General features: G+C 62.7%; 18 protein-coding genes. 4 read left to right on the plus strand and 14 right to left on the minus strand.

What is annotated here, in order from left to right:
- Positions 1–38: 38 nt before the first annotated feature.
- From RQH62_RS12110 to modB, 6 genes are all read right to left on the minus strand, one after another.
- Complete coding sequence (locus tag RQH62_RS12110; RefSeq protein WP_311269014.1) at positions 39–1,358, minus strand: BNR repeat-containing protein; 1,320 nt, start codon at positions 1,356–1,358, stop codon at positions 39–41.
- Between the two features lie 263 nt (positions 1,359–1,621).
- Positions 1,622–4,639 (minus strand): DUF4214 domain-containing protein, encoded by a 3,018-nt coding sequence (locus RQH62_RS12115; RefSeq protein ID WP_311269015.1) that lies wholly within the window; start codon positions 4,637–4,639, stop codon positions 1,622–1,624.
- A 55-nt stretch (positions 4,640–4,694) separates the two neighbouring features.
- A complete protein-coding gene (gene rfbB / locus RQH62_RS12120; protein WP_311269016.1) occupies positions 4,695–5,765 on the minus strand; it encodes a dTDP-glucose 4,6-dehydratase in 1,071 nt (356 codons plus the stop codon).
- A gap of 273 nt (positions 5,766–6,038) precedes the next feature.
- On the minus strand, positions 6,039–6,602 hold the full coding sequence (locus tag RQH62_RS12125) for a hypothetical protein (RefSeq protein WP_311269017.1): 564 nt from the start codon (positions 6,600–6,602) through the stop codon (positions 6,039–6,041).
- A gap of 171 nt (positions 6,603–6,773) precedes the next feature.
- A complete protein-coding gene (locus RQH62_RS12130) occupies positions 6,774–7,394 on the minus strand; it encodes an ATP-binding cassette domain-containing protein (protein ID WP_311269018.1) in 621 nt (206 codons plus the stop codon).
- On the minus strand, positions 7,378–8,085 hold the full coding sequence (modB, locus tag RQH62_RS12135) for a molybdate ABC transporter permease subunit (protein WP_311269153.1): 708 nt from the start codon (positions 8,083–8,085) through the stop codon (positions 7,378–7,380). Before modB ends, RQH62_RS12130 begins: the two co-directional genes overlap by 17 nt.
- Positions 8,086–8,310: 225 nt before the next feature.
- On the opposite strand from modB, the gene RQH62_RS12140 reads away from it, so the two are divergent.
- Positions 8,311–9,057 carry an HAD-IIB family hydrolase gene (locus RQH62_RS12140; protein ID WP_311269019.1) on the plus strand — a complete coding sequence of 249 codons (747 nt, stop codon included), beginning with the start codon at positions 8,311–8,313 and terminating at the stop codon, positions 9,055–9,057.
- Between the two features lie 4 nt (positions 9,058–9,061).
- Here the strand turns inward: RQH62_RS12140 and modA are convergent, their stop codons facing one another.
- A complete protein-coding gene (gene modA / locus RQH62_RS12145; RefSeq protein WP_311269154.1) occupies positions 9,062–9,832 on the minus strand; it encodes a molybdate ABC transporter substrate-binding protein in 771 nt (256 codons plus the stop codon).
- A 135-nt stretch (positions 9,833–9,967) separates the two neighbouring features.
- Here modA and RQH62_RS12150 point away from each other — a divergent pair, with 135 nt between their 5' ends.
- Positions 9,968–11,611 (plus strand): molybdopterin-dependent oxidoreductase, encoded by a 1,644-nt coding sequence (locus RQH62_RS12150; RefSeq protein WP_311269020.1) that lies wholly within the window; start codon positions 9,968–9,970, stop codon positions 11,609–11,611.
- Here the strand turns inward: RQH62_RS12150 and RQH62_RS12155 are convergent.
- Complete coding sequence (locus RQH62_RS12155) at positions 11,587–12,759, minus strand: glycosyltransferase (RefSeq protein WP_311269021.1); 1,173 nt, start codon at positions 12,757–12,759, stop codon at positions 11,587–11,589. The genes RQH62_RS12150 and RQH62_RS12155 overlap by 25 nt on opposite strands.
- 60 nt (positions 12,760–12,819) lie before the next feature.
- Positions 12,820–13,383, minus strand: a complete 564-nt coding sequence (locus tag RQH62_RS12160) for a helix-turn-helix transcriptional regulator (RefSeq protein WP_311269022.1) — start codon at positions 13,381–13,383, stop codon at positions 12,820–12,822.
- Positions 13,384–13,481: 98 nt separating this feature from the next.
- Here RQH62_RS12160 and RQH62_RS12165 point away from each other — a divergent pair, with 98 nt between their 5' ends.
- Complete coding sequence (locus RQH62_RS12165) at positions 13,482–13,934, plus strand: DUF6456 domain-containing protein (protein WP_311269023.1); 453 nt, start codon at positions 13,482–13,484, stop codon at positions 13,932–13,934.
- On the opposite strand, the gene RQH62_RS12170 is transcribed toward RQH62_RS12165, so the two are convergent.
- Genes RQH62_RS12170 through RQH62_RS12190 form a run of 5 tightly spaced genes read right to left on the minus strand, consistent with a single transcriptional unit; the run spans position 13,935 to position 17,089 of the window.
- Entirely contained in the window at positions 13,935–14,477 is a 543-nt protein-coding gene (locus RQH62_RS12170; protein WP_311269024.1) for an NUDIX hydrolase, read from the minus strand.
- Positions 14,474–15,151, minus strand: a complete 678-nt coding sequence (locus RQH62_RS12175; RefSeq protein ID WP_311269025.1) for a hypothetical protein — start codon at positions 15,149–15,151, stop codon at positions 14,474–14,476. Before RQH62_RS12175 ends, RQH62_RS12170 begins: the two co-directional genes overlap by 4 nt.
- Entirely contained in the window at positions 15,151–15,960 is an 810-nt protein-coding gene (locus RQH62_RS12180) for a TPM domain-containing protein (protein WP_405053546.1), read from the minus strand. The genes RQH62_RS12175 and RQH62_RS12180 overlap by 1 nt, the downstream gene beginning before the upstream one ends.
- A gap of 2 nt (positions 15,961–15,962) precedes the next feature.
- Entirely contained in the window at positions 15,963–16,451 is a 489-nt protein-coding gene (locus RQH62_RS12185; RefSeq protein ID WP_311269027.1) for a TPM domain-containing protein, read from the minus strand.
- Positions 16,452–16,486: 35 nt separating this feature from the next.
- Positions 16,487–17,089: a LemA family protein gene (locus tag RQH62_RS12190; protein ID WP_311269028.1), complete on the minus strand. Its 603-nt coding sequence runs from the start codon at positions 17,087–17,089 to the stop codon at positions 16,487–16,489.
- A 106-nt stretch (positions 17,090–17,195) separates the two neighbouring features.
- Here RQH62_RS12190 and mscL point away from each other — a divergent pair, with 106 nt between their 5' ends.
- Positions 17,196–17,633: a large conductance mechanosensitive channel protein MscL gene (gene mscL, locus RQH62_RS12195; protein WP_184270139.1), complete on the plus strand. Its 438-nt coding sequence runs from the start codon at positions 17,196–17,198 to the stop codon at positions 17,631–17,633.
- Positions 17,634–17,746 lie beyond the last annotated feature (113 nt).

Here is a 17,746-nt window from a genome sequence, read left to right on the forward strand (position 1 = left end):
TAGGCCCGCCTCTTCGCCACCCTGTTATCGGCGGGTCGTTACAAGGGCTGTTCGGTCAAACGCAACTCGGTCGGTGCAGGCACCTTGGCGCGCGGTAGGTCGCGGTTGTTGGGTAATGTCGGCCAGGTCAGGCGAAAGCGCTTGCCACTGCCTTGCGTCGTCAGAACGTTCATCTTCATGCCTGGGGGCGCACTGACTGCGGTCCAGCCAGATGTCGTACTGGCCTTGGACTGAGGCAGGGGAGCGTTGGTGGGCTCCAGCGTATCTGCCGCAAGGCGCAATTGCATGCCCTTGCCCTGCCGGGCGATTTGCAGGACGATGATATTGCCGCGCTGATAGGGTTCCGACAATTTTATCTCGCCGGCCATGGTACCGCCGCCCTTGAAGTCCCAGCGATATCCGGCCCAGCGCGTGGCCTGCGCAATATGCCATCTGCCGCGTTCGAGCCGGGCCAGATAAATCTGCGTGTCACCATGCTCGTCAAACTTATGATAGGCGATCATGATCCGCTTTTGCGCATCGAACGCAAAGGTGACATTGGCGTTGATCGCGCCCCCATGGACCGGGATGGGATCGACGATTTCCGAATTGGCGAGACGGATCGGAAGGGACAGAGGCTGACCCGATGAGCGCGTCCAGTGCACAAGGTCGGGGCTGCGTGCGTAGCTGAGGTCATGGCTGGTTTCTGCTGCTGGGCTGTCGCGCCAGAGCCAGACCATATGGAACAGGCCGTCCGGTCCCATGGTCGGGCCGATGGGATAGGCGTTGCGCTTGCCCTCGCCATCCAGCACGGGCATCCGGGTCAGACGGCGCCAGCGAAGGGTCGATGCGTCGAAGACATTATAGATGTCATTGCCTGCGCCGCTCATGCCATCGCGGTAGCGAAAGATGAACCGGCCCTGCTGGTCCTTGAGGAACGTGGGGTAGGTGATCCGCTGCTCCTGAGCGGGGTCGATCAGGGCGGATATGCGGCGCAGGGACGATACCGATCCTGATGTGTCGGACATATAATATGTCATGGGCGAGACGTGCATGTTCGCCGCGACATGCAGTCGCCCCCGGCTGTCGGTAGCCATGGTGATTGCATTATGGCTGTCCCAGCCGACAGCCGTATCGAGCGTCTGCCGTTCCCAGGCCCCGCCGCTCGTGGCTCGACTGGCGATCACCAGTCGCCGGTCGGCTCCGTAATAGCCGACATAGAGGCGCTGCCCGCGAACGATCATGGCAAAATCGACCGGCTGCCCGGCCCATATCTTTGCGACGATCTCGCTCCGCTCACCCTGCTGCTGTCGCTGCTGGGGAGGGGTTGCGGCACTGACCAGCAGTCCCGCCAGAACGATGGATGCAATCGGCTTCATATGATCTCCCGGCGTTGGGGGGCGAACCCGCGCAATAGCAGGAAGAAGATGAAGCTTGGCTGGCCGGTTTCGTTCCGGTCGCCCTTTATTCGGTCGACCCGGCGATCGCGGCAAGCGCATAGCTCAAGCCCGCCTTCTACTCAGGTCAGAGCGGCATTATCGACGCTGATCGCTCTTTGGCCGGTTTGACAAGAGATCGGCTTGAGCGTGTCGTAGCAACACATGGATGATGAAACGGAGGCTGGTGGGCGGCACCAGCCGGATCAATGCTTCATGACCTTGTTCAACCGGCTTTGCCAGCCTGGCTTGCGTGGCGAGTCCAGATGCTCGCGACCAGTCACGATGATGCTGCTCGCACGATCGCGATATTCACCGGATTTCAGGATTGCGCGCAACATGCCGACCTTGGTTTCGCCGCCTTGCAGCAAGGCGACATGATGATTGAGACCGGCAGGGTCGGCGGGACGGCCGAGCAATTTCTCGTAGAAAGAGCGAACGAAGGCCTCATTGTCCAGTGCCAGCATGTCGCCGATCTGAACAATGGGCTTGCCGGATGCGATGGGTTGAGGCGGCGGTGCGGCGCTGGTAGCTGCACCGGCTGGTGCTGGTGCTGGCGCAGCAGCCTTTTTCCGCTTGGCCGGCCTGGCGGGCGCATCCAGCAGCGTCAGGCCTTCCACTTGGACTGTGGTGCTATAGCGCGCAAATTCGTCCGTTTTCACAATGGCGCGCAGGATATCGACCTTGGATACGCCGCGGCCAAGCAGGGCGACATGATGGGCGAGGCCAGCATCATCCGCTTCGCGGCCAAGCAGGCGCCGATAGAAGGCATCAACGAAGTCAGCGCCATCCAAAGCCAACAGGTCGGCGATCTGGACAAGCGGCTTGTTCGATGACGGGCGCGGCGCAGGCGGCGGACAAGGCGCAACAATGGGCTTGGGCGGGGGCGGCGGCGGCGGGGGAGGAGGAGGAGGAGGCGAAGCTACCGGATTGTCCAAGGCCGGAGCCTCCTCCTCCGGTTCCTCGTGTCGACGCTGCGGTAGCCGGATCGCCTTGGGCCAGCGGGACTTGTTGCGCAGCAATTCGCGTCCGATGACGCTGACGGGGGTACGGCGTTCGATAAATTCGTCGGTACCCAGGAATGCTTCGATGATCTGGGCCTTTGTCGTGCCACGGGCGAGCAGCGCGACATGATGTTCCAAGCCGGCTGGATCGGCCGGGCGGCCCAGCAACTGGCGATAGGCGGCTTGGACGAAGGCGTCGCCGCGCAGTTGCAGCAGGTCGGCGATCCGCACGATACTGCCCGCGCTGCCCAGGTTTGGCGAACTGCCCGGAATATGATCGGCACCGGTGCTCGCCAGCGGGCTGGGCATGCCGTGCAGCGCATCGGCGGCCTCGATCCTGTCCACCAGTCGATCGTGCAGGTCCGGGCTTTTGGCTAGCCCCAGCGCAAATTCGAACAGGCCTTTGGACCATTGATCCCAGTCGGCGCTCCCCTTTTCCTCGACAGTGGATCGTTCGGCGCTGATTGCCTTGCCGATCAGCGCGGGTACGTCGCGATTGTCGGTGAACAGGAAGATGCCGTTGGTCTTGCCGAAGGTGGCGAGGATTTCGCGGGTCGGTGGGATGTCGCGCGCGATCACGGGCTTGCCCAGCGCGAGGGCGTTCATGATCGACAGGCCAAAGCCTTCATAATAGGATGGCAACACGACCGCACTGCTGCGCGCGAACAGGTCGTTCATCAGTTCGTCGGGCAGAGTGCCGGCCTGCAAGGTGCGGGCATTGCCCTCTTCCTTGCTTTCACCACCCAGGATCGTCAGCGACAGGTTGGGATGGGCCTGCGCGATCAGGGCGCCGACCTCATGCGATGCCTTGTGTGGGAAATGATTGCCCATCACCAGCACATGGTCGCGGCCCCGTTCGGCCTTCTGGTAGCGGCCGGCATAGGCAGCCAGTTTGGTCGGCAGCAGGCGGGTATAGGCGGGGGCCTTGAACTGACGGGGGAACCGGTTGCGGAACGTGGTTTCGGAAAAGCGGCTGTTGAAGAACAGGCCGTTGGCATGGCCCGCAATATAGGCCCACAGCGTTTCCAGCCCATTGTCTGCGCGCAAATGGCTGCAATCGAGTGCGATGACATCAAGCATGCCATAGACGGTAACCGGCGCCAGATGCTCCATCGTGCGCACCGTTTGCAGGTCGAACGGCTGTCCGGGCATGATCGCGATGGCATAGATGGGATCACATTCGCGGCGTTGCTTGATCCGCTCCATCTTGTCGATGCCATGGAAACGAGCGACCGACGGCTCGCAAATGACGGTGATGTCCAAATTGCCCGGCGCCGACCGCTCGCACCAGCGGATGAAGTGCATCATATGATCGGTGGTGCCATTGTGATGGCGGCCGAAAGTCAGCAGGTTGATGGCGATCTTCAACCGGCCATCGGTGGTCGGCACCATCTGCCGGATCTTCAACTCGGCCCGATAACCGGCCGAGGCCTCATAGGCCTGGACCAGCGGCAGGAAGCCGGGATGGCGCTTGGTAATCTTCTGGAGATTGCCCTCACGCTGCCCCTTGAGATCGATGTCGCGGAGCAGGAAGGAGGCCGAGCCAGCATGATAGGCATAGGCATGGTTGGCGAGCACGGCACGGAAGCCGACCTGACCGGCGCGCATCACCAGATCATTTTCTTCTTCATAGCCGATGCCGAAGGCTTCATCGAGCGGCGCGAAGTTGAGGACGACCGATGGCGCGATCAGCATGTAGAAACCGACCGCCGTCGGTGCCCAGCTGTAACGCGGCAGATAGGCCTGCACCGATTGCCAGGCCGCATAGCAGGCGTCGGGCATGACGAATATGCCCGACATGGCGTGCGGCGATTGGGGGAAGGTGGAGATGGACGCGTTGTTGGAGCGCGGGCAGACGAAACCGATCTGCGGATCGGCCTCCAGAACCGCCAGCATTTCCGCCAGCGTGTTCCGATAGGTCAGCGTGTCGCTGTTGACCAGCAGGGCGGCTGCCTCCCTGGCCTTGGCGAGGGCCAGGCCCTTGTTCACGCTGGTGACGAAACCGGCATTCTGCCCGTTGGTCACCAGTTCCTGGATCGTTCCGCGCTGCGCATATCTGGCGAGCAGCGCATTGACCGCTTCGTCATCGGGTGAATCATTGATGACGATGATGCGGGGCGCGTGATCCGCCACCTCACCGATATGGGCATTCAGCGAATCCAGACATGCCTCGACAAGGTCGGCGTTGCGATAGACCGGGATGATGATGTCGAGCTTCATGAACGATCCTTGGCGGGCTTCTCTTGGCGAATCAGGCGCAGTGTCGCGTTGCTTTTTAGCGAGCGATCTTGGCGCGTTCGACCAGGGGCCGCCACCAATTCTCGTTGCTCAGATACCAGCGCAGCGTTTCGGCGAAGCCCTGCGGGAAATCGCGCGCGGGTTCATAGCCCAGTTCGCCGCGAATCTTGCTTTCGTCGATCGCATAGCGCCGGTCATGGCCCTTGCGATCCTCCACATAGGTCATGAGATCCGTCGACGAACCGCCGCGTGCAGCCGGCGCGTCGGGGAAGGCCTTCGCCAGTTCGGGATTTTCCGCGAACGCGGCGTCGACGCCACGGCAGATTTCACGCACCACCTCGATATTCGGCAGTTCCTGGCCGCCACCGACATTGTAGGTCTCACCGATCCGGCCCTTACGCAGGATCAATTCGATGCCGACGCAATGATCCTCGACATGCAGCCAGTCGCGCACGTTGAGCCCGTCGCCATAGATGGGCAGGTTGCGCCCGGATAGCGCGTTCAGCGTGAACAACGGGATCAGCTTTTCAGGAAACTGATAGGGGCCATAATTGTTCGAGCAATTGCTGGTCGTCGTTTCCAGCCCATAGGTGTGATGATAGGCACGCACCAGATGATCCGACCCTGCCTTGGACGCGGAATAGGGCGAATTGGGCGAATAGGGGGTGTTTTCGTTGAACGCGGGATCATCCATTTCCAGCGACCCATAGACTTCGTCCGTGGACACATGGTGGAAGCGATGCGGACGGCCGCTGCCTTTGTCCAGCCATGCGATCTTGGCGGCCTTGAGCAGGCTGTGGGTGCCCACGACATTGGTGGTGACGAAGGCGTCGGGACCGGTGATCGAGCGGTCGACATGGCTTTCGGCCGCGAAATGGACGATCGTGTCGATCGCATGGTCGTCCATCAAGCGGGACACCAGGGCCGTATCGCAAATATCGCCTTCGACCAGTTCCACGCCATCCAATCCAGAGATGTTGGCGGGGTTGCCAGCATAGGTCAGGGCATCAAGAACGACGATCGTGTCCTGCGGCGAAACCTTGCGCCAATGATGGACGAAATTCGCGCCGATAAAACCCGCGCCGCCCGTTACAATCAGATTTGCCATCGTTCTATTCATGCTCCCTGTAGAAGTCTTAGCCGAATCGCTTGGGCAGGTTCCAGTCGGTTACTCTTGTTTTCCTCCCCTGGTCGAGGGGCAGGGGCCGCTTTTGGGAGCGGTTTAGTTACGGTTGATCGCGTCCGTCCCCTCGCGCATCGCATCGCTTGGGTTGCAGCATTGAATTGATGGACGCGAAAAAGAAAGATGGTGATACGGAAATAGCCGTTTGGCCTGCCGACAGGCATGGCCGAACCGACTCCTTCGCGTCAAGGTGATCCGTCAAGAAAGGCCGATTGCAACCAGTCCCGCGCCCAGCAGGCGCTGATCAAGACTGTCGCTGAAGGTGGCGGGCGATTTGGGTTCCGGGCTTTGCAGATACAGGATCACGTCGCCATGGCCGATCGCGGCGGGCGGCAGTCGCAACCGGATCGGTCGTGGCGCTGCGCGCACTGCATGGCGGCCAAGAAACAGGCCATTTGCGGTGACATGTACCTCCATCGGGTCGTGATTGGGTAGCACGAAGGCCTGAAGCGTGAGCGTCATGTCGACATATCCGCCGCGATAGTCCGGAATATGAAAGCGGATGGCGTGTTGCTGATCGCGGCCCCATGCGCCCCAGGCTTCCACGCCCCACCAGCCGGATGCCAGAAAGCGAGCGAAGATGTCGGTGGTTTCGGCGGTGACGGTGGTTCCCCTGGCTAGTACCGGAAAGCCACTCGCGGTCCATGACGCGTCATATGTTGCCCATCCTGCGGCATCGGCGCGCGCCAGTTGCCCGACTTTCGCTTCCAACCGGGCGATCCGCGCCTCCATCGCCGTCAGGCGATCTTCGGTTCCGGGCATGTCCTTATCGGAAAGTGTTTCGTTCAATCTGGTCGGGCCCCATTCTTGTCGTGTCATGCCTGCTACTGGCGTGGAATGCCTGCATTCCTGTCACTCCGGTCATTCGTCGCTGGCCTTCGATCATAGGTCGTGGCGCTACAGCAAGTCATGGCCGGGTACAACCGAGGGGCGTCAGGCGGGATGGCCCATATTGATTCGCGTGGCGCCCAAGGCATCCAGTTCCGCCGCGTCATGGGTGACATAAAGGATCGGAATCTGCATGCGCGCATGAATGTCGCGGATCAGAGCGAGCAGGCGGGATTTCCGTTGTTGATCGAGCGATGAGAAGGGCTCGTCCATCAACAGAATCTGTGGGCCGGACAGCAGAGCGCGGCCGATGGCGACGCGCTGGGCTTCTCCGCCTGACAGGGTTGCCGGCCAACGGTCCAGTAAACCGCCGATGCCGAGCAGGTCGATGACGTCCGCCACTTCGATCGGTCCGGCGCCGCGGCGGCCGTAGAGCAGGTTGGCCCTCACCCGCAGATGGGGAAAGAGACGAGTATCTTGGAAGACATAGCCGCAGCCACGCTGTCGCGGGGGCAGGTCGATATTGGCGGCACGATCGAACAAGGATGTGCCGTCAATGCGGACATGTCCGCGATCGGGTCGGGTGAGGCCGGCGATCATGTGCAGGACACTTGTTTTGCCGGCACCAGACGGGCCGAACAGAGCGCTGATCCCGCTGTCGGTGCGTATCGTGACGCCGATGTCGCGGTCCCCGATCGTACGGCGGACATCAATGTCGATCAGCATGGCCGCGCCCTCCCGTTGGAATGCGCCGTGCGAGCAATTCCGCCGCCACCAGCGCAGATAGGGACAGCGCCAGCGATATGAGCGCCAGTCGAGTGACCAGGGCTTCGCTGCCCGGCACCTGCATCGCGGCATAGATGGCAATGGGCAAGGTCTGGGTTTCACCCGGAATATTGGAGACAAAGGTGATGGTCGCGCCAAATTCGCCCATGCAGCGGGCAAAGGCCAATATGGCGCCCGCCAGCAGGCCAGGCCGGGCCAGCGGTAGGGAGATCGTCAGGAATGTGCGCATGTCACTGGCGCCCAAAGTCCGGGCCGCCTGCTCCAGCCTTGTATCTATTGCTTCGATAGACAGGCGCATGGCCCGCACCATCAGCGGCAGCGCCATGATAGCGGCGGCAAGCGCCGCGCCGGTCCAGCGAAATAGCAGGGTGATGCCGAACCAGCTTTCCAGCCATCGCCCTATAGGCCCTTGTGCACCGAACAGCAGCAGCAGCAGCCAGCCCGTCACCACCGGTGGTACGACCAGTGGCAGGTGGATCAGTGCATCAAGCAGCAATTTGCCGGGAAAGCGCCACCGTGCCAACATCCAGGCCAGTGCAAAGGCGAAGGGCAGCATGGCGAAAACGGCGACCAGGCTGATGCGCAGCGAAAGGCCGATGATGGTCCATTCTTCCGGCGTAAAAAATGACATCATGGATGGCTGGCTACAGTCGGGCGAAACGGAAAGGCGAAACTCATGTGGGCCATGCTGCTTTTGTCTTAGGGCTGAACGGCGCCGCGGCAAGTCGTTTTCATGCCGCCCCCGGCCCACCGCTTCAGCATATGCTAACTGGAATCCGGCATGGCCGCCATTGCTCGGCGCCGGAACAGGCGTTAGCGCAGGCGCAACACTTAGCATCACCGGAAATGGGCTGACATGAAGCAACTGATCGCATTCGACCTGGATGGCACGCTGGCCGAGAGCAAGCAGCCGCTGGGCGATGCCATGGGCGAGGCGCTGGCAGCGTTGCTGACTGTCGCCCATGTCGCGGTGATCTCCGGCGGGGACTGGCCACAGTTCGAGAAACAGGTGGCGAGCCGTTTGCCGGCGCAGGCGGACCGGTCGCGCCTGTGGCTGATGCCGACGACGGGGACTAAGCTTTACACATATGGGGACGGCGGCTGGTCGCCCGTCTATGCCGAATTGTTCGATGATGCACAGAAGGCGGCGATCCTGAACGCCTTCGACGCATCGCTGGAGGCGACCGGCTTCGTGCCCGATCAGACATGGGGCGACCGGATCGAGGATCGGGGCAGCCAGATCACCTTTTCCGCGTTGGGCCAGCAAGCGCCGATCCACGCCAAGGAAGACTGGGATCCCGATTTTGCCAAGCGCAAGATCATTCAGGCTGACCTGCGTCAGCGTCTGCCGGGCCTGTCGATCAATATGGGCGGCGCGACGTCGATCGACATCACGCGGGAGGGCGTGGACAAGGCCTATGGCCTCAAGAAATTAAGGGATGCCAGCGGCATTGCGCTGGATTCGATGATGTTCATCGGCGATGCCATCTTCCCCGGCGGCAACGACTATCCGGCCAAGCAACTCGGCCTGGATACGGTGCGCGTACGCGATCCGCAGGAGACGCTGGCGGTAATAGTCACGATCGTTGCCTGCCAGAAATAAGGCGTCAGGGAGCGGTAAAGCCGTAGCGGGCGAGGATCGTCTTGCCCGTTCCCGACAGCAGATAGCGGCGGAAGGCTTCGGCATCGCGATGACGGCTGGCCTTCAGCCGGGCGAGAGGATAGCGGATGGGCGCATGACTGCCGACCGGGAAGGTGCCGACGATCCGCACGGCTCTGGAGGCCTGTGCGTCGGTGGCATAGACGATCCCCAACGGTGCTTCACCCCGTTCCACCAGCGCCAGCGCCGCGCGCACATTGTCGGCGCGTGCGACTTTGGGGGCGACCGATGGCCAGACTCCGAGAGCAGTCAGTGCCGCCTTGCCATATTTGCCCGCCGGTACGCTGTCCGGATCGGCCATGGCAAGGCGCCCGTTGCCCAGGGCGCGAGCGATCGGCATGCCCCGACCGATCCGCAGTGCCACTGGTTTTGCCGCTGGAGCAATCAGCACCAGCCGGTTGCCCGCCATATTGGCGCGTGTGCCCCGCACGATGAAGCCAGCGCGTTCCACGTCGGTCATCCATTCCTCATCAGCGGACAGAAACAGGTCGGCCGGTGCGCCAGCCTTGATCTGGCGTGCGAGCGCGGAGGAACCGGCAAAGGACAGGACAGGGCGGGGATGGCCGCGTCCAGCCCAACTGTCCGCCGCTGCCGTCATCGCTTCCTGCATGCTGGCCGCGGCCAGGATCAGGGGGCCGCGATCATCGGGAGTCGCGTGCGCCACAGGCGCGGCGAGCAGGGACAGGATGGCGACAAGGCGCAGGATGAGCGATGGCATGGCCTGTATCTGCATCCTGCGGCTGCCGGGCGCAACCAGCGGATATCGACAGTCTTGCGCTTTTGTTCGATGCGGCGATCGGCTAGGCGATGTTCATGATGGCGCCTTCCGCCCTTTCCAGCTTCTGCCGTTGAGATGACGATCATTCGCAGTCAGTGCGGCCAGTGCAGCGTGGGCTGTGGGGTCCGGGCCGTGGTGCGTGATGGCCGTGACCTCGTGATCGAAGGTGATCGGGTCCATCCCGTCAATGGCGGGCGACTATGCGCGCGCGGCCGGGGGTTGAACGAGACGGCACTGGACGGGCGTCTACTGCATCCCATGCTGGGCAGCCGGCAGGTTGGCTGGGACCGGGCGATCGCCCACGCCGCGCGCAAACTGACGGCGATCATGACGCGGCACGGACCGGGCAGCATCGCGCTGCATGTGTCGGGCGGGCTGCTGACCGAGGATTATTATGTCGCCAACAAGCTGATGAAAGGCTTTTTCGGGTCGGCCCATATTCATGTGTCGGGCGGTGGCCCGACGGATCTGGCGGCGATTCAGCAGGCGGCCTTTGGCGAGGATGTCATGCCGGCGGCCATCGAGGATATCGAGCGGGCGCAGACGGTGTTGCTGGTCGGAGGACGGATCGGGCAGGATCATCCCGTGCTGCTGGAGCGCGTGCAGGCGGCGCGGGAGGAACAGCGGCTTCGCCTTGTCTTGCTGACGGACGGAGAGGATGGCGGGGATGTCGATGCCGATCTGCGTCTGTCCGTCACGCCGGGCAGTGTCGATCTTCTGCTGACCGGAGCCTTGCTGCATTGCCGGAACATGGGCGGATGCGATGGTCAGGCTGTGGCGTCCGATGTCACCTGGGCAGCGATCGCGGAAGGGCATGACCTGTGGTCGATTGCGCGCCTTTCCGGCTTGTCGCCCGCAACGATTCGGGCCTTTTATGAAGAGGTCATGGCGACGGACCGGCTGGTGACGCTGGTCGGCAGTCATGCTGGCCAGCGAGCAGCGGCAGCCGCCTGCAATCTGCATGTGGCGACGGGACGCATTGCGCGCCCTGGTTCGACGCCATTTCTGCTGACCGGCAGCGCCAACGGCATGGGCGCGCGGGAAGTGGGGTGTGCGGCGGGGCATCTGGCGGCCCATCGCTTCTTCACGCCGGATGCGCTGGACGATGTCGGTCGTTTCTGGGGCGCGCGACGGTTGGCTGACGGGCCAGGGCATGAAGGCGATGCGTTGCTAGAGGCGATACGGGATGGGCGCATCAAGGCATTGTGGAGTATCGGCCCGGATGCAGCAGCAGATTCCTGGTTGCGGGAGGCGCGGGCCGCTGTTCCCTTTGCGCTTTGCAGCACGGTATGGGCGCGGGGCGTGGAGGATTTCGACATTCTGTTCCCCGCACCTGTCTGGGTTGAGAAGGACGGGACGGTAACGGCGAGCGATCGGCTGATCAGCCGCCAGCGCAGGCTGTTGCCGCTACCGGGAGACGCCCGGCCGGACTGGTGGATTTTCACGAAACTTGCCCAAACTATGGGGTGGGGAGACGCCTTCCATTATGAGCGGCCAGCCGACATCTATCGAGAACATGTGCGACTGACTGCCTATCGCAATCAGGGCGATCGGCTGCTCAACCTCAAGCGGCACGCGCCCATTTCCAATCCGGCCTATGACGAATTGACGCCATGGCGCTGGGGCGATGTGCCGTTCGATGGCGGCCATTTTCCGACGACCGATGGGCGCGCGCGGCTGCTTTGGCCGCTGGATCAGGATTTTTCCGCGATTTCCTGAAGATGGGCGAGCAGGGTGTCGCCATTGGCAGCCCAGGTGAAGCGTAGTGCGGTTTCCCGCACGGTCGATCGGGCGGGCGGGTTATCCAGTATCGCGCGCACAGCTTGCGCAATCGCATCGGGTTCGCGTTCGACGATCCGGCCAGCTTCGGGCCGATCCAGCAGTTCGCGCGCGCCACCGACATCGGTGATGACGATCGGGGTGCCGCAGGCAAGCGATTCCACCCAGGCATTGGCCAGCCCTTCCGATTCGGACGGCAGCACCATGATATCAGCAGCGGTGTAGATGCGGGGCAGCTTGTGATGCGGCACAGAGCCGAGAAAGCCGATGCGGCGTTCGACTCCCAGTTCCTGCGCCAGATTTTCCAGCGTGCGGCGGAAGGCGCCTTGCCCTGCCAGCAGCAATGTCACGTCGGGCAATTGCGGCAGCGCTTTGACCAGAAGGTCCTGGCCCTTGCGCGGGATGAGCGCGCCGACGCACAATAGCACCGGGCCGCTGAAGTCGAGTGCTGCCTTGGCCGCGTCGCGGTCGCCCGCCTCGAACGTATCGAGATCGACACCGGTATAATGGACGCGCACCTTGTCCATGTCGATGCCCATCCTCCCCATCGAGCGGCGCATGGCTTCCGATACGGCGAGCAGGCCGGAGGCACCCTCCGCAGCCTGCAACACCATCTTACGGGTGCTACGCTGCGTGCCCCAATAATGGATATCAGCGCCACGCGCCTTGACCGAATAGGGGATGCCAAGGGCTTTCGACAGCCGTTGGGCGACCGGGCCGTCGGGGAAGAAGAAGCTGGCGTCGATCACGTCAAACGGCTTTTCTGCATGCAGCCGTCGGACCAGTGGCAGGATGGCACGGGTCATGGCGCCGACATTGGTCGGCCCGCCGAATTTGGGGATGATTGGAAAGGTCGGCCGATAGACGGTCAGTTCGCGCCAGCGTTCCTTGCGTGGCAGCGCGCGCAGCGGGGCGTAGCGGCTGGCAAGCGACAGCGGCCATGGCGGCAGGCCCACCGGCGCAAGTACGGTGACGTCGGCTTCTTCGCGGCTGGCCAGTTCGCGGGCCTGCCGTTCCACGAACACGCCGAAATTGGGTCGGCTGATGTCGGGAAAGAGGGTCGATAGCATGAGGACGTTGAGCGCCATGGCCTCTCTTTTCGCTGTATAGTCTTTAGCGGATGGTTAAGCAGCCCCGCGCGGGCTTGGCTAGAGGCGTCGGACGAGTTGCACCGCCACAGCGGCCCATGGCGGATCGGTCAGCACCAATTGGCGTGCACCGGACCCCAGCGGCAGCAATTGCAGCCGATCGCCTTCGCGGCCGATCAAGCGGCCAAACAGGAAACGGCCAGCGGGGCGAGGCACGAGCAGGTCGCGGTTGAGCGCGCCGCCAAATTCGTCCGGCGCGATGCGCCTGCACCAGATAGCGTCGCCGTTGCGATAGTCGCCGATGCTGGCGTTGACATGGACACCGACCATGCCGTCCGATGCGACCGGCGGAGGAAAGGCAAGTGGGCGGGCGGGCGCGCGGGCACCATCCGGGCCGAGCAGGGCGGCGACCGGCACCGCAGACTGCCCCGGAAGGGCGACCAGTTCGGCGGTCGTCACGCCCAGTGCCAAGGCGATGCGATTGAGCCATTTGACGGACACGGTACGGGTGCCGGTTTCCAGTCGCCCGATCGTCTGCGCCGTGGTAGGCGGATCACAGAGCAGGCCGACCTGCTCCAGCGTCAGCCCCTTTGCCTTGCGAACCTCGCGGATGCGCGTGATCATCCCATATCCTGCATAAGAACCTATTTGGTTTTCTCTTTCCTACAGATTATCCCACATGGCAAGCCCCTGCATATGTTCCTGCAAGCAAGGAGATATCTGTGGCCGCTACTCTTATCGAGCAGATGATCGAGGATCCGGACGGACGCATCCAGTCTGTGATGGTACATATTGGTGAATCGCCGATCGCATGGCTGCATGCGCGTGGTCATCTGAGCGAGCAGCATTATGTGGCTGGCGATCTGCTGCGCCGGGATTGGGAGAAGGCTGGGCTGGGCGCGCGGGTCACGATGTGTTGGGACGGCGCTCCTCGGGGCGAGCGCATGGCGGCGCGTCAGGGTGATCCGACATTGGCTCAACTCGCAGCGCGTGACCGTTTCGATGGGGCGATCAAGGCGGCCGGACCGGGGTTGGCCGATATATTGTGGCGGGTTGCTTGCGCTGGAGAGGGGCTGATTGCAGCGGAAAGGGCGCTGGGCTGGCCCAGCCGCGCCGGCAAGCTGGTGCTGACGCTTGCGCTGGATCGGGTGGCGGCCTGGTATCGGGTGCCCTGATCAGGCCACCATGCCGGCGCCCAGTAGCAAGAGAAGTTTGACGTCCATAGCGTAGCCCTGCGCGCGCCAGTCGGCGATATGGTCATCCAATGTTGCGAGGGGAACGCGATGGACCACTATATCCTCGCCCTCTACCCCGCCGCCTTCGCCGGTCTTCACCAGATCATGGGCGCGGAACAGGGTGAAGCTTTCCGACACCATACCGGGCGAGCTATAATATTCACCCAGCGATTCGAGGCGGCCGGGTAAGAAGCCAGTCTCTTCCTCCAACTCGCGCGCGGCGGCAAAGCTGGAATCTTCGCCCTGGTCGTGATCGCCGACCAGACCGGCGGGCAGTTCGATGCAGCGCCGGCCGAGCGGCACGCGATATTGATCGACCAGCAGGACATGGCGGCCATCCTCCGCCTCGTCGATCGCCAGTATGACGGCGGCATGGATGCCGCGCGCTCGCCCGACATATTCCCATTTTCCGCGTTTCTTGGCGGTGATGAAGCGGCCCGTCCACATCACTTCTTCAGGAGCGGTCCGGTCTGGGTCGGTCATAATTCGATCAGCCTGTCGGGAAGTTCGTTGATATCATCGTCCGCGCGGGGGAAATGGGCGGCCAGCACCAGCCCGACCTGCCGCACGGCCGCCGCCAGCCCTTCGCCCGCACGATCGTCGTGGATGGCGTCGATCAGTGCAGCCATCGCATCGCCCCATGCCTCCGGTGCTACCTTTGCATTGATGGCGCGGTCGGCGACGATTTCGGCGCGATGTTCGTCGAGCGAGAGATAGATGAGAACGCCGGTGCGGCCACGGGTGCGCGCTTCGGCAGCGGTACGAAATAGCAATATGGCGCGGCGCCTGACCCGGCGCGCCTTGGTCGCGCGCGGCGTTACCAGCATGCGCAGCGGCATGATCGCCAGCAGATAGCGCACGATCAGGAATTTGAGGATGAGGAGGCCGAGCAGCCCCATCAGCAGCTTCCAGTCAGCCAGTTCATGGTCCCAGTCGAGCAGCAGCATCGAGAGGAAGACGCGCAGATGCGCCGGGAAGGCGGCCATTAGGGCAAGGGCTATGAACACGACCGCCGCCGCCCAGCTGAGGCCGACATCATGGTAATTGTCGGACCGCCCCGCGACGATGGTGACGATCTCGCCAGAGGTATGCGCCTCCGCTTCCCCAACGGCGCTGGAGACGAGGTCATGGTCGGCTTTCGACAGATGAAGCTGCATCACCAATCCCCCGATGCGCCGCCGCCGCCGAAGCTGCCGCCGCCCGAAAAGCCGCCGCCGCTATCGCCGCCGCCCCAGCTGGAACCGCCGCCGCCAGAACCCCAACCGGAGGAACCTCCCCAGTCCGAACCAGCGCCCGGTCCCCAAATGATGATCGGCCCGCTGCCGCCGCCACGCCGATAGCGTTTGCCGCCCTTGGCGCGTGACAGAAGGGGAAGAGCGACGAAGAAGACGATGAACAGGATGATCCAGAAGGCTATGATGCCGCCGCCGCCATCATCCTGTTTGCGGGCGGCCGCCTCTGCCGCCGCCACGCGTGCCTTTGCCTCATCGGGGGGAAGTACGAGCAGGGCAGTGATTTCGTCTACGCCCGCATTGATGCCCCCTGCCATGTCGCCCGCCTTGAAGCGCGGGCTGATGGCGTTGCGGATAATCTGGGACGTGACGGCGTCGGTCAGCACGCCTTCCAGTCCGTAGCCGACCTCTATGCGGATCTTGCGTTCGGCAGGGGCGATGATCAGCAGCGCGCCATTGCTGTCCTTGTCGCCGATCTTCCAATCGCGACCCAGCCGATAACCATAGTCGGAAATATCATAACCCTGAAGATCGGGGATGGTCGCCACGACCAGCGAACGCCCGCTCGCCTGCTTCTTCGCGATCAGCTTGGCGCTGAGCGCCTGCTCCTGCGCGGGATCGAGCAGGTTCGCGGCATCGACCACGCCCTTGTCGTCGAATTTGGGGAAGCTCTGCGCCCAGGCTGACGGTACGAGCGCCATCAGGGCGAGCATCAGGAGCAGAGCGCGCATCAATTTCATGCGGCTTTCCGTTGTGCTGGGTGTTGTTTGGCTATCGCCGAAATGATGGTTTGGGTTCCTGTCAGGATTCCGCCCGGCATGTCGCCCGTGCGAAAATGTGGCATCATAAAGCGCTGAATAATCTGATCGCAAAGCGTATTGGTCATTACGGCTTCCAGTCCGTAGCCGACCTCAATTCGCACTTTGCGTTCGACCGGCGCCACCAGCAGCACAAGGCCGTAGTTGCGTTTCTTGCTGCCGACACCCCAAGCATCGGCCAGATCCAGACTATAGGCTTCGATCGTCCGTCCTCCCAGAGAAGGCGTGGTTGCAATGACCATCTGCACACCCGTTTCTCTTTCCAACCGGAGAAGGCGGGCAGTCAGTTGGCTCTCCAGTCCAGCGTCGATCAGATTGGCCTGATCGACTACCCGTCCCGTCAGTTCCATCGCAGCCTTCGGCGCCTGCGCATCCGCGCCGAAGCCGCCAAGCAGCATCAGGCCCATCAGAATCGCAGAACGGACCGTCACCGGCTTGTCGTTCAGTTGCCGAAGTCGACCTTCGGCGCTTCTTCCGCGCCGGGCGTCGTGGCCTGGAACGGGGTCATGGGCTTGGCACCATGGATGATCTTCGCGCCGATCGCGTCGGGGAAGGTACGGATGCGGGTATTATAGGCCTGTACCGCGCCATTATAGTCGCGGATCGCGACGGCGATGCGGTTTTCCGTGCCTTCCAGTTGCGACTGGAGTTGCAGGTAATTCTCGTTGGTCTTGAGATCCGGATAGGCTTCGACCGAGGCGAGCAGACGGCCAAGTCCTTGGCTCAACTGGGCTTGCGCGGCCTGAAACTGCGCAACCTTGGCGGGATCGGACAGGTCTTCTGCATTGACCTGCACTGAGGTAGCCTTGGCACGAGCTTCGGTCACCTTGACCAGTGTATCCTGTTCTAGCTTGCCCGCTGCCTTCACCGTCGCGACGAGGTTGTCGACCAGATTGGCGCGGCGCTGATATTGTGCCTGAACGTCGGCCCATTTGGCCTTCGCTTCTTCCTCTGCAGCCGGCACGCTGTTGATGCCGCAGGCGGACAGGGTGAGTGCGCCGACGATCGGCAGAAGCACGGTGGCAAAACGACGCATCAGCGACATGGAACATCCTCGGCTTTGTTTCGCTGTTGAAATAGGACGTTGCCCCCGGCGGCGCAACGGGCCATGCAGTCATTCATCATCGCAAATGGTATAAGGGGCTTACACCATGGGGCTGGTTTCCGAATTCAAGACGTTCATCAATCGCGGCAATGTGATGGATCTGGCGGTTGGTGTCATCATCGGCGGCGCCTTTGCCACCATCACCAAGTCGCTGACCGATGACCTGATCATGCCAGTGGTCGGCTATATCTTCGGCGGTGCGGACTTCTCCGGCTATTTCCTGCGGCTGGGCGACCTGCCTGCCGACTTCAAGGGCAATCCGACCAGCTATGCCGACCTGAAGGCGGCGGGCGTCGCCATGTTCGGCTGGGGCCAGTTTCTGACCGTGCTGGTCAACTTCATCATTCTGGCATTCATCATCTTCCTGCTGGTCAAGGTGATGAACAAGCTGACCGCTAAGCCGGAACCCGCACCGGCCGCGCCTGCGCCCACGCCGGAGGACATCGTGCTGCTGCGCGAAATCCGGGATTCGCTCAAAAAATAACCGTTTATGCGACGAAGCGAGCCTGCGACGGGAACCATCAGGCGTACGGCCGGTTGATCGGCGTCAGGGTTTGAGGCGGCGGCATGCCGCCACGACCCGGTGCCAAATGATGT

Source organism: Sphingobium sp. WCS2017Hpa-17 (genome assembly GCF_031843765.1).
In the GTDB taxonomy this organism is placed as follows: domain Bacteria; phylum Pseudomonadota; class Alphaproteobacteria; order Sphingomonadales; family Sphingomonadaceae; genus Sphingobium.

What these genes read in the sequence shown, in the direction of transcription:
- RQH62_RS12110 (WP_311269014.1), bottom strand. Translation starts at nt 1,358, where the DNA reads ATGAAGCCGATTGCATCCATCGTTCTGGCGGGACTGCTGGTCAGTGCC.
- RQH62_RS12115 (WP_311269015.1), bottom strand. Translation starts at nt 4,639, where the DNA reads ATGAAGCTCGACATCATCATCCCGGTCTATCGCAACGCCGACCTTGTC.
- rfbB (WP_311269016.1), bottom strand. Translation starts at nt 5,765, where the DNA reads ATGGCAAATCTGATTGTAACGGGCGGCGCGGGTTTTATCGGCGCGAAT.
- RQH62_RS12125 (WP_311269017.1), bottom strand. Translation starts at nt 6,602, where the DNA reads ATGCCCGGAACCGAAGATCGCCTGACGGCGATGGAGGCGCGGATCGCC.
- RQH62_RS12130 (WP_311269018.1), bottom strand. Translation starts at nt 7,394, where the DNA reads ATGCTGATCGACATTGATGTCCGCCGTACGATCGGGGACCGCGACATC.
- modB (WP_311269153.1), bottom strand. Translation starts at nt 8,085, where the DNA reads ATGTCATTTTTTACGCCGGAAGAATGGACCATCATCGGCCTTTCGCTG.
- RQH62_RS12140 (WP_311269019.1), top strand. Translation starts at nt 8,311, where the DNA reads ATGAAGCAACTGATCGCATTCGACCTGGATGGCACGCTGGCCGAGAGC.
- modA (WP_311269154.1), bottom strand. Translation starts at nt 9,832, where the DNA reads ATGCCATCGCTCATCCTGCGCCTTGTCGCCATCCTGTCCCTGCTCGCC.
- RQH62_RS12150 (WP_311269020.1), top strand. Translation starts at nt 9,968, where the DNA reads ATGACGATCATTCGCAGTCAGTGCGGCCAGTGCAGCGTGGGCTGTGGG.
- RQH62_RS12155 (WP_311269021.1), bottom strand. Translation starts at nt 12,759, where the DNA reads ATGGCGCTCAACGTCCTCATGCTATCGACCCTCTTTCCCGACATCAGC.
- RQH62_RS12160 (WP_311269022.1), bottom strand. Translation starts at nt 13,383, where the DNA reads ATGATCACGCGCATCCGCGAGGTTCGCAAGGCAAAGGGGCTGACGCTG.
- RQH62_RS12170 (WP_311269024.1), bottom strand. Translation starts at nt 14,477, where the DNA reads ATGACCGACCCAGACCGGACCGCTCCTGAAGAAGTGATGTGGACGGGC.
- RQH62_RS12175 (WP_311269025.1), bottom strand. Translation starts at nt 15,151, where the DNA reads ATGCAGCTTCATCTGTCGAAAGCCGACCATGACCTCGTCTCCAGCGCC.
- RQH62_RS12185 (WP_311269027.1), bottom strand. Translation starts at nt 16,451, where the DNA reads ATGGGCCTGATGCTGCTTGGCGGCTTCGGCGCGGATGCGCAGGCGCCG.
- RQH62_RS12190 (WP_311269028.1), bottom strand. Translation starts at nt 17,089, where the DNA reads ATGTCGCTGATGCGTCGTTTTGCCACCGTGCTTCTGCCGATCGTCGGC.
- mscL (WP_184270139.1), top strand. Translation starts at nt 17,196, where the DNA reads ATGGGGCTGGTTTCCGAATTCAAGACGTTCATCAATCGCGGCAATGTG.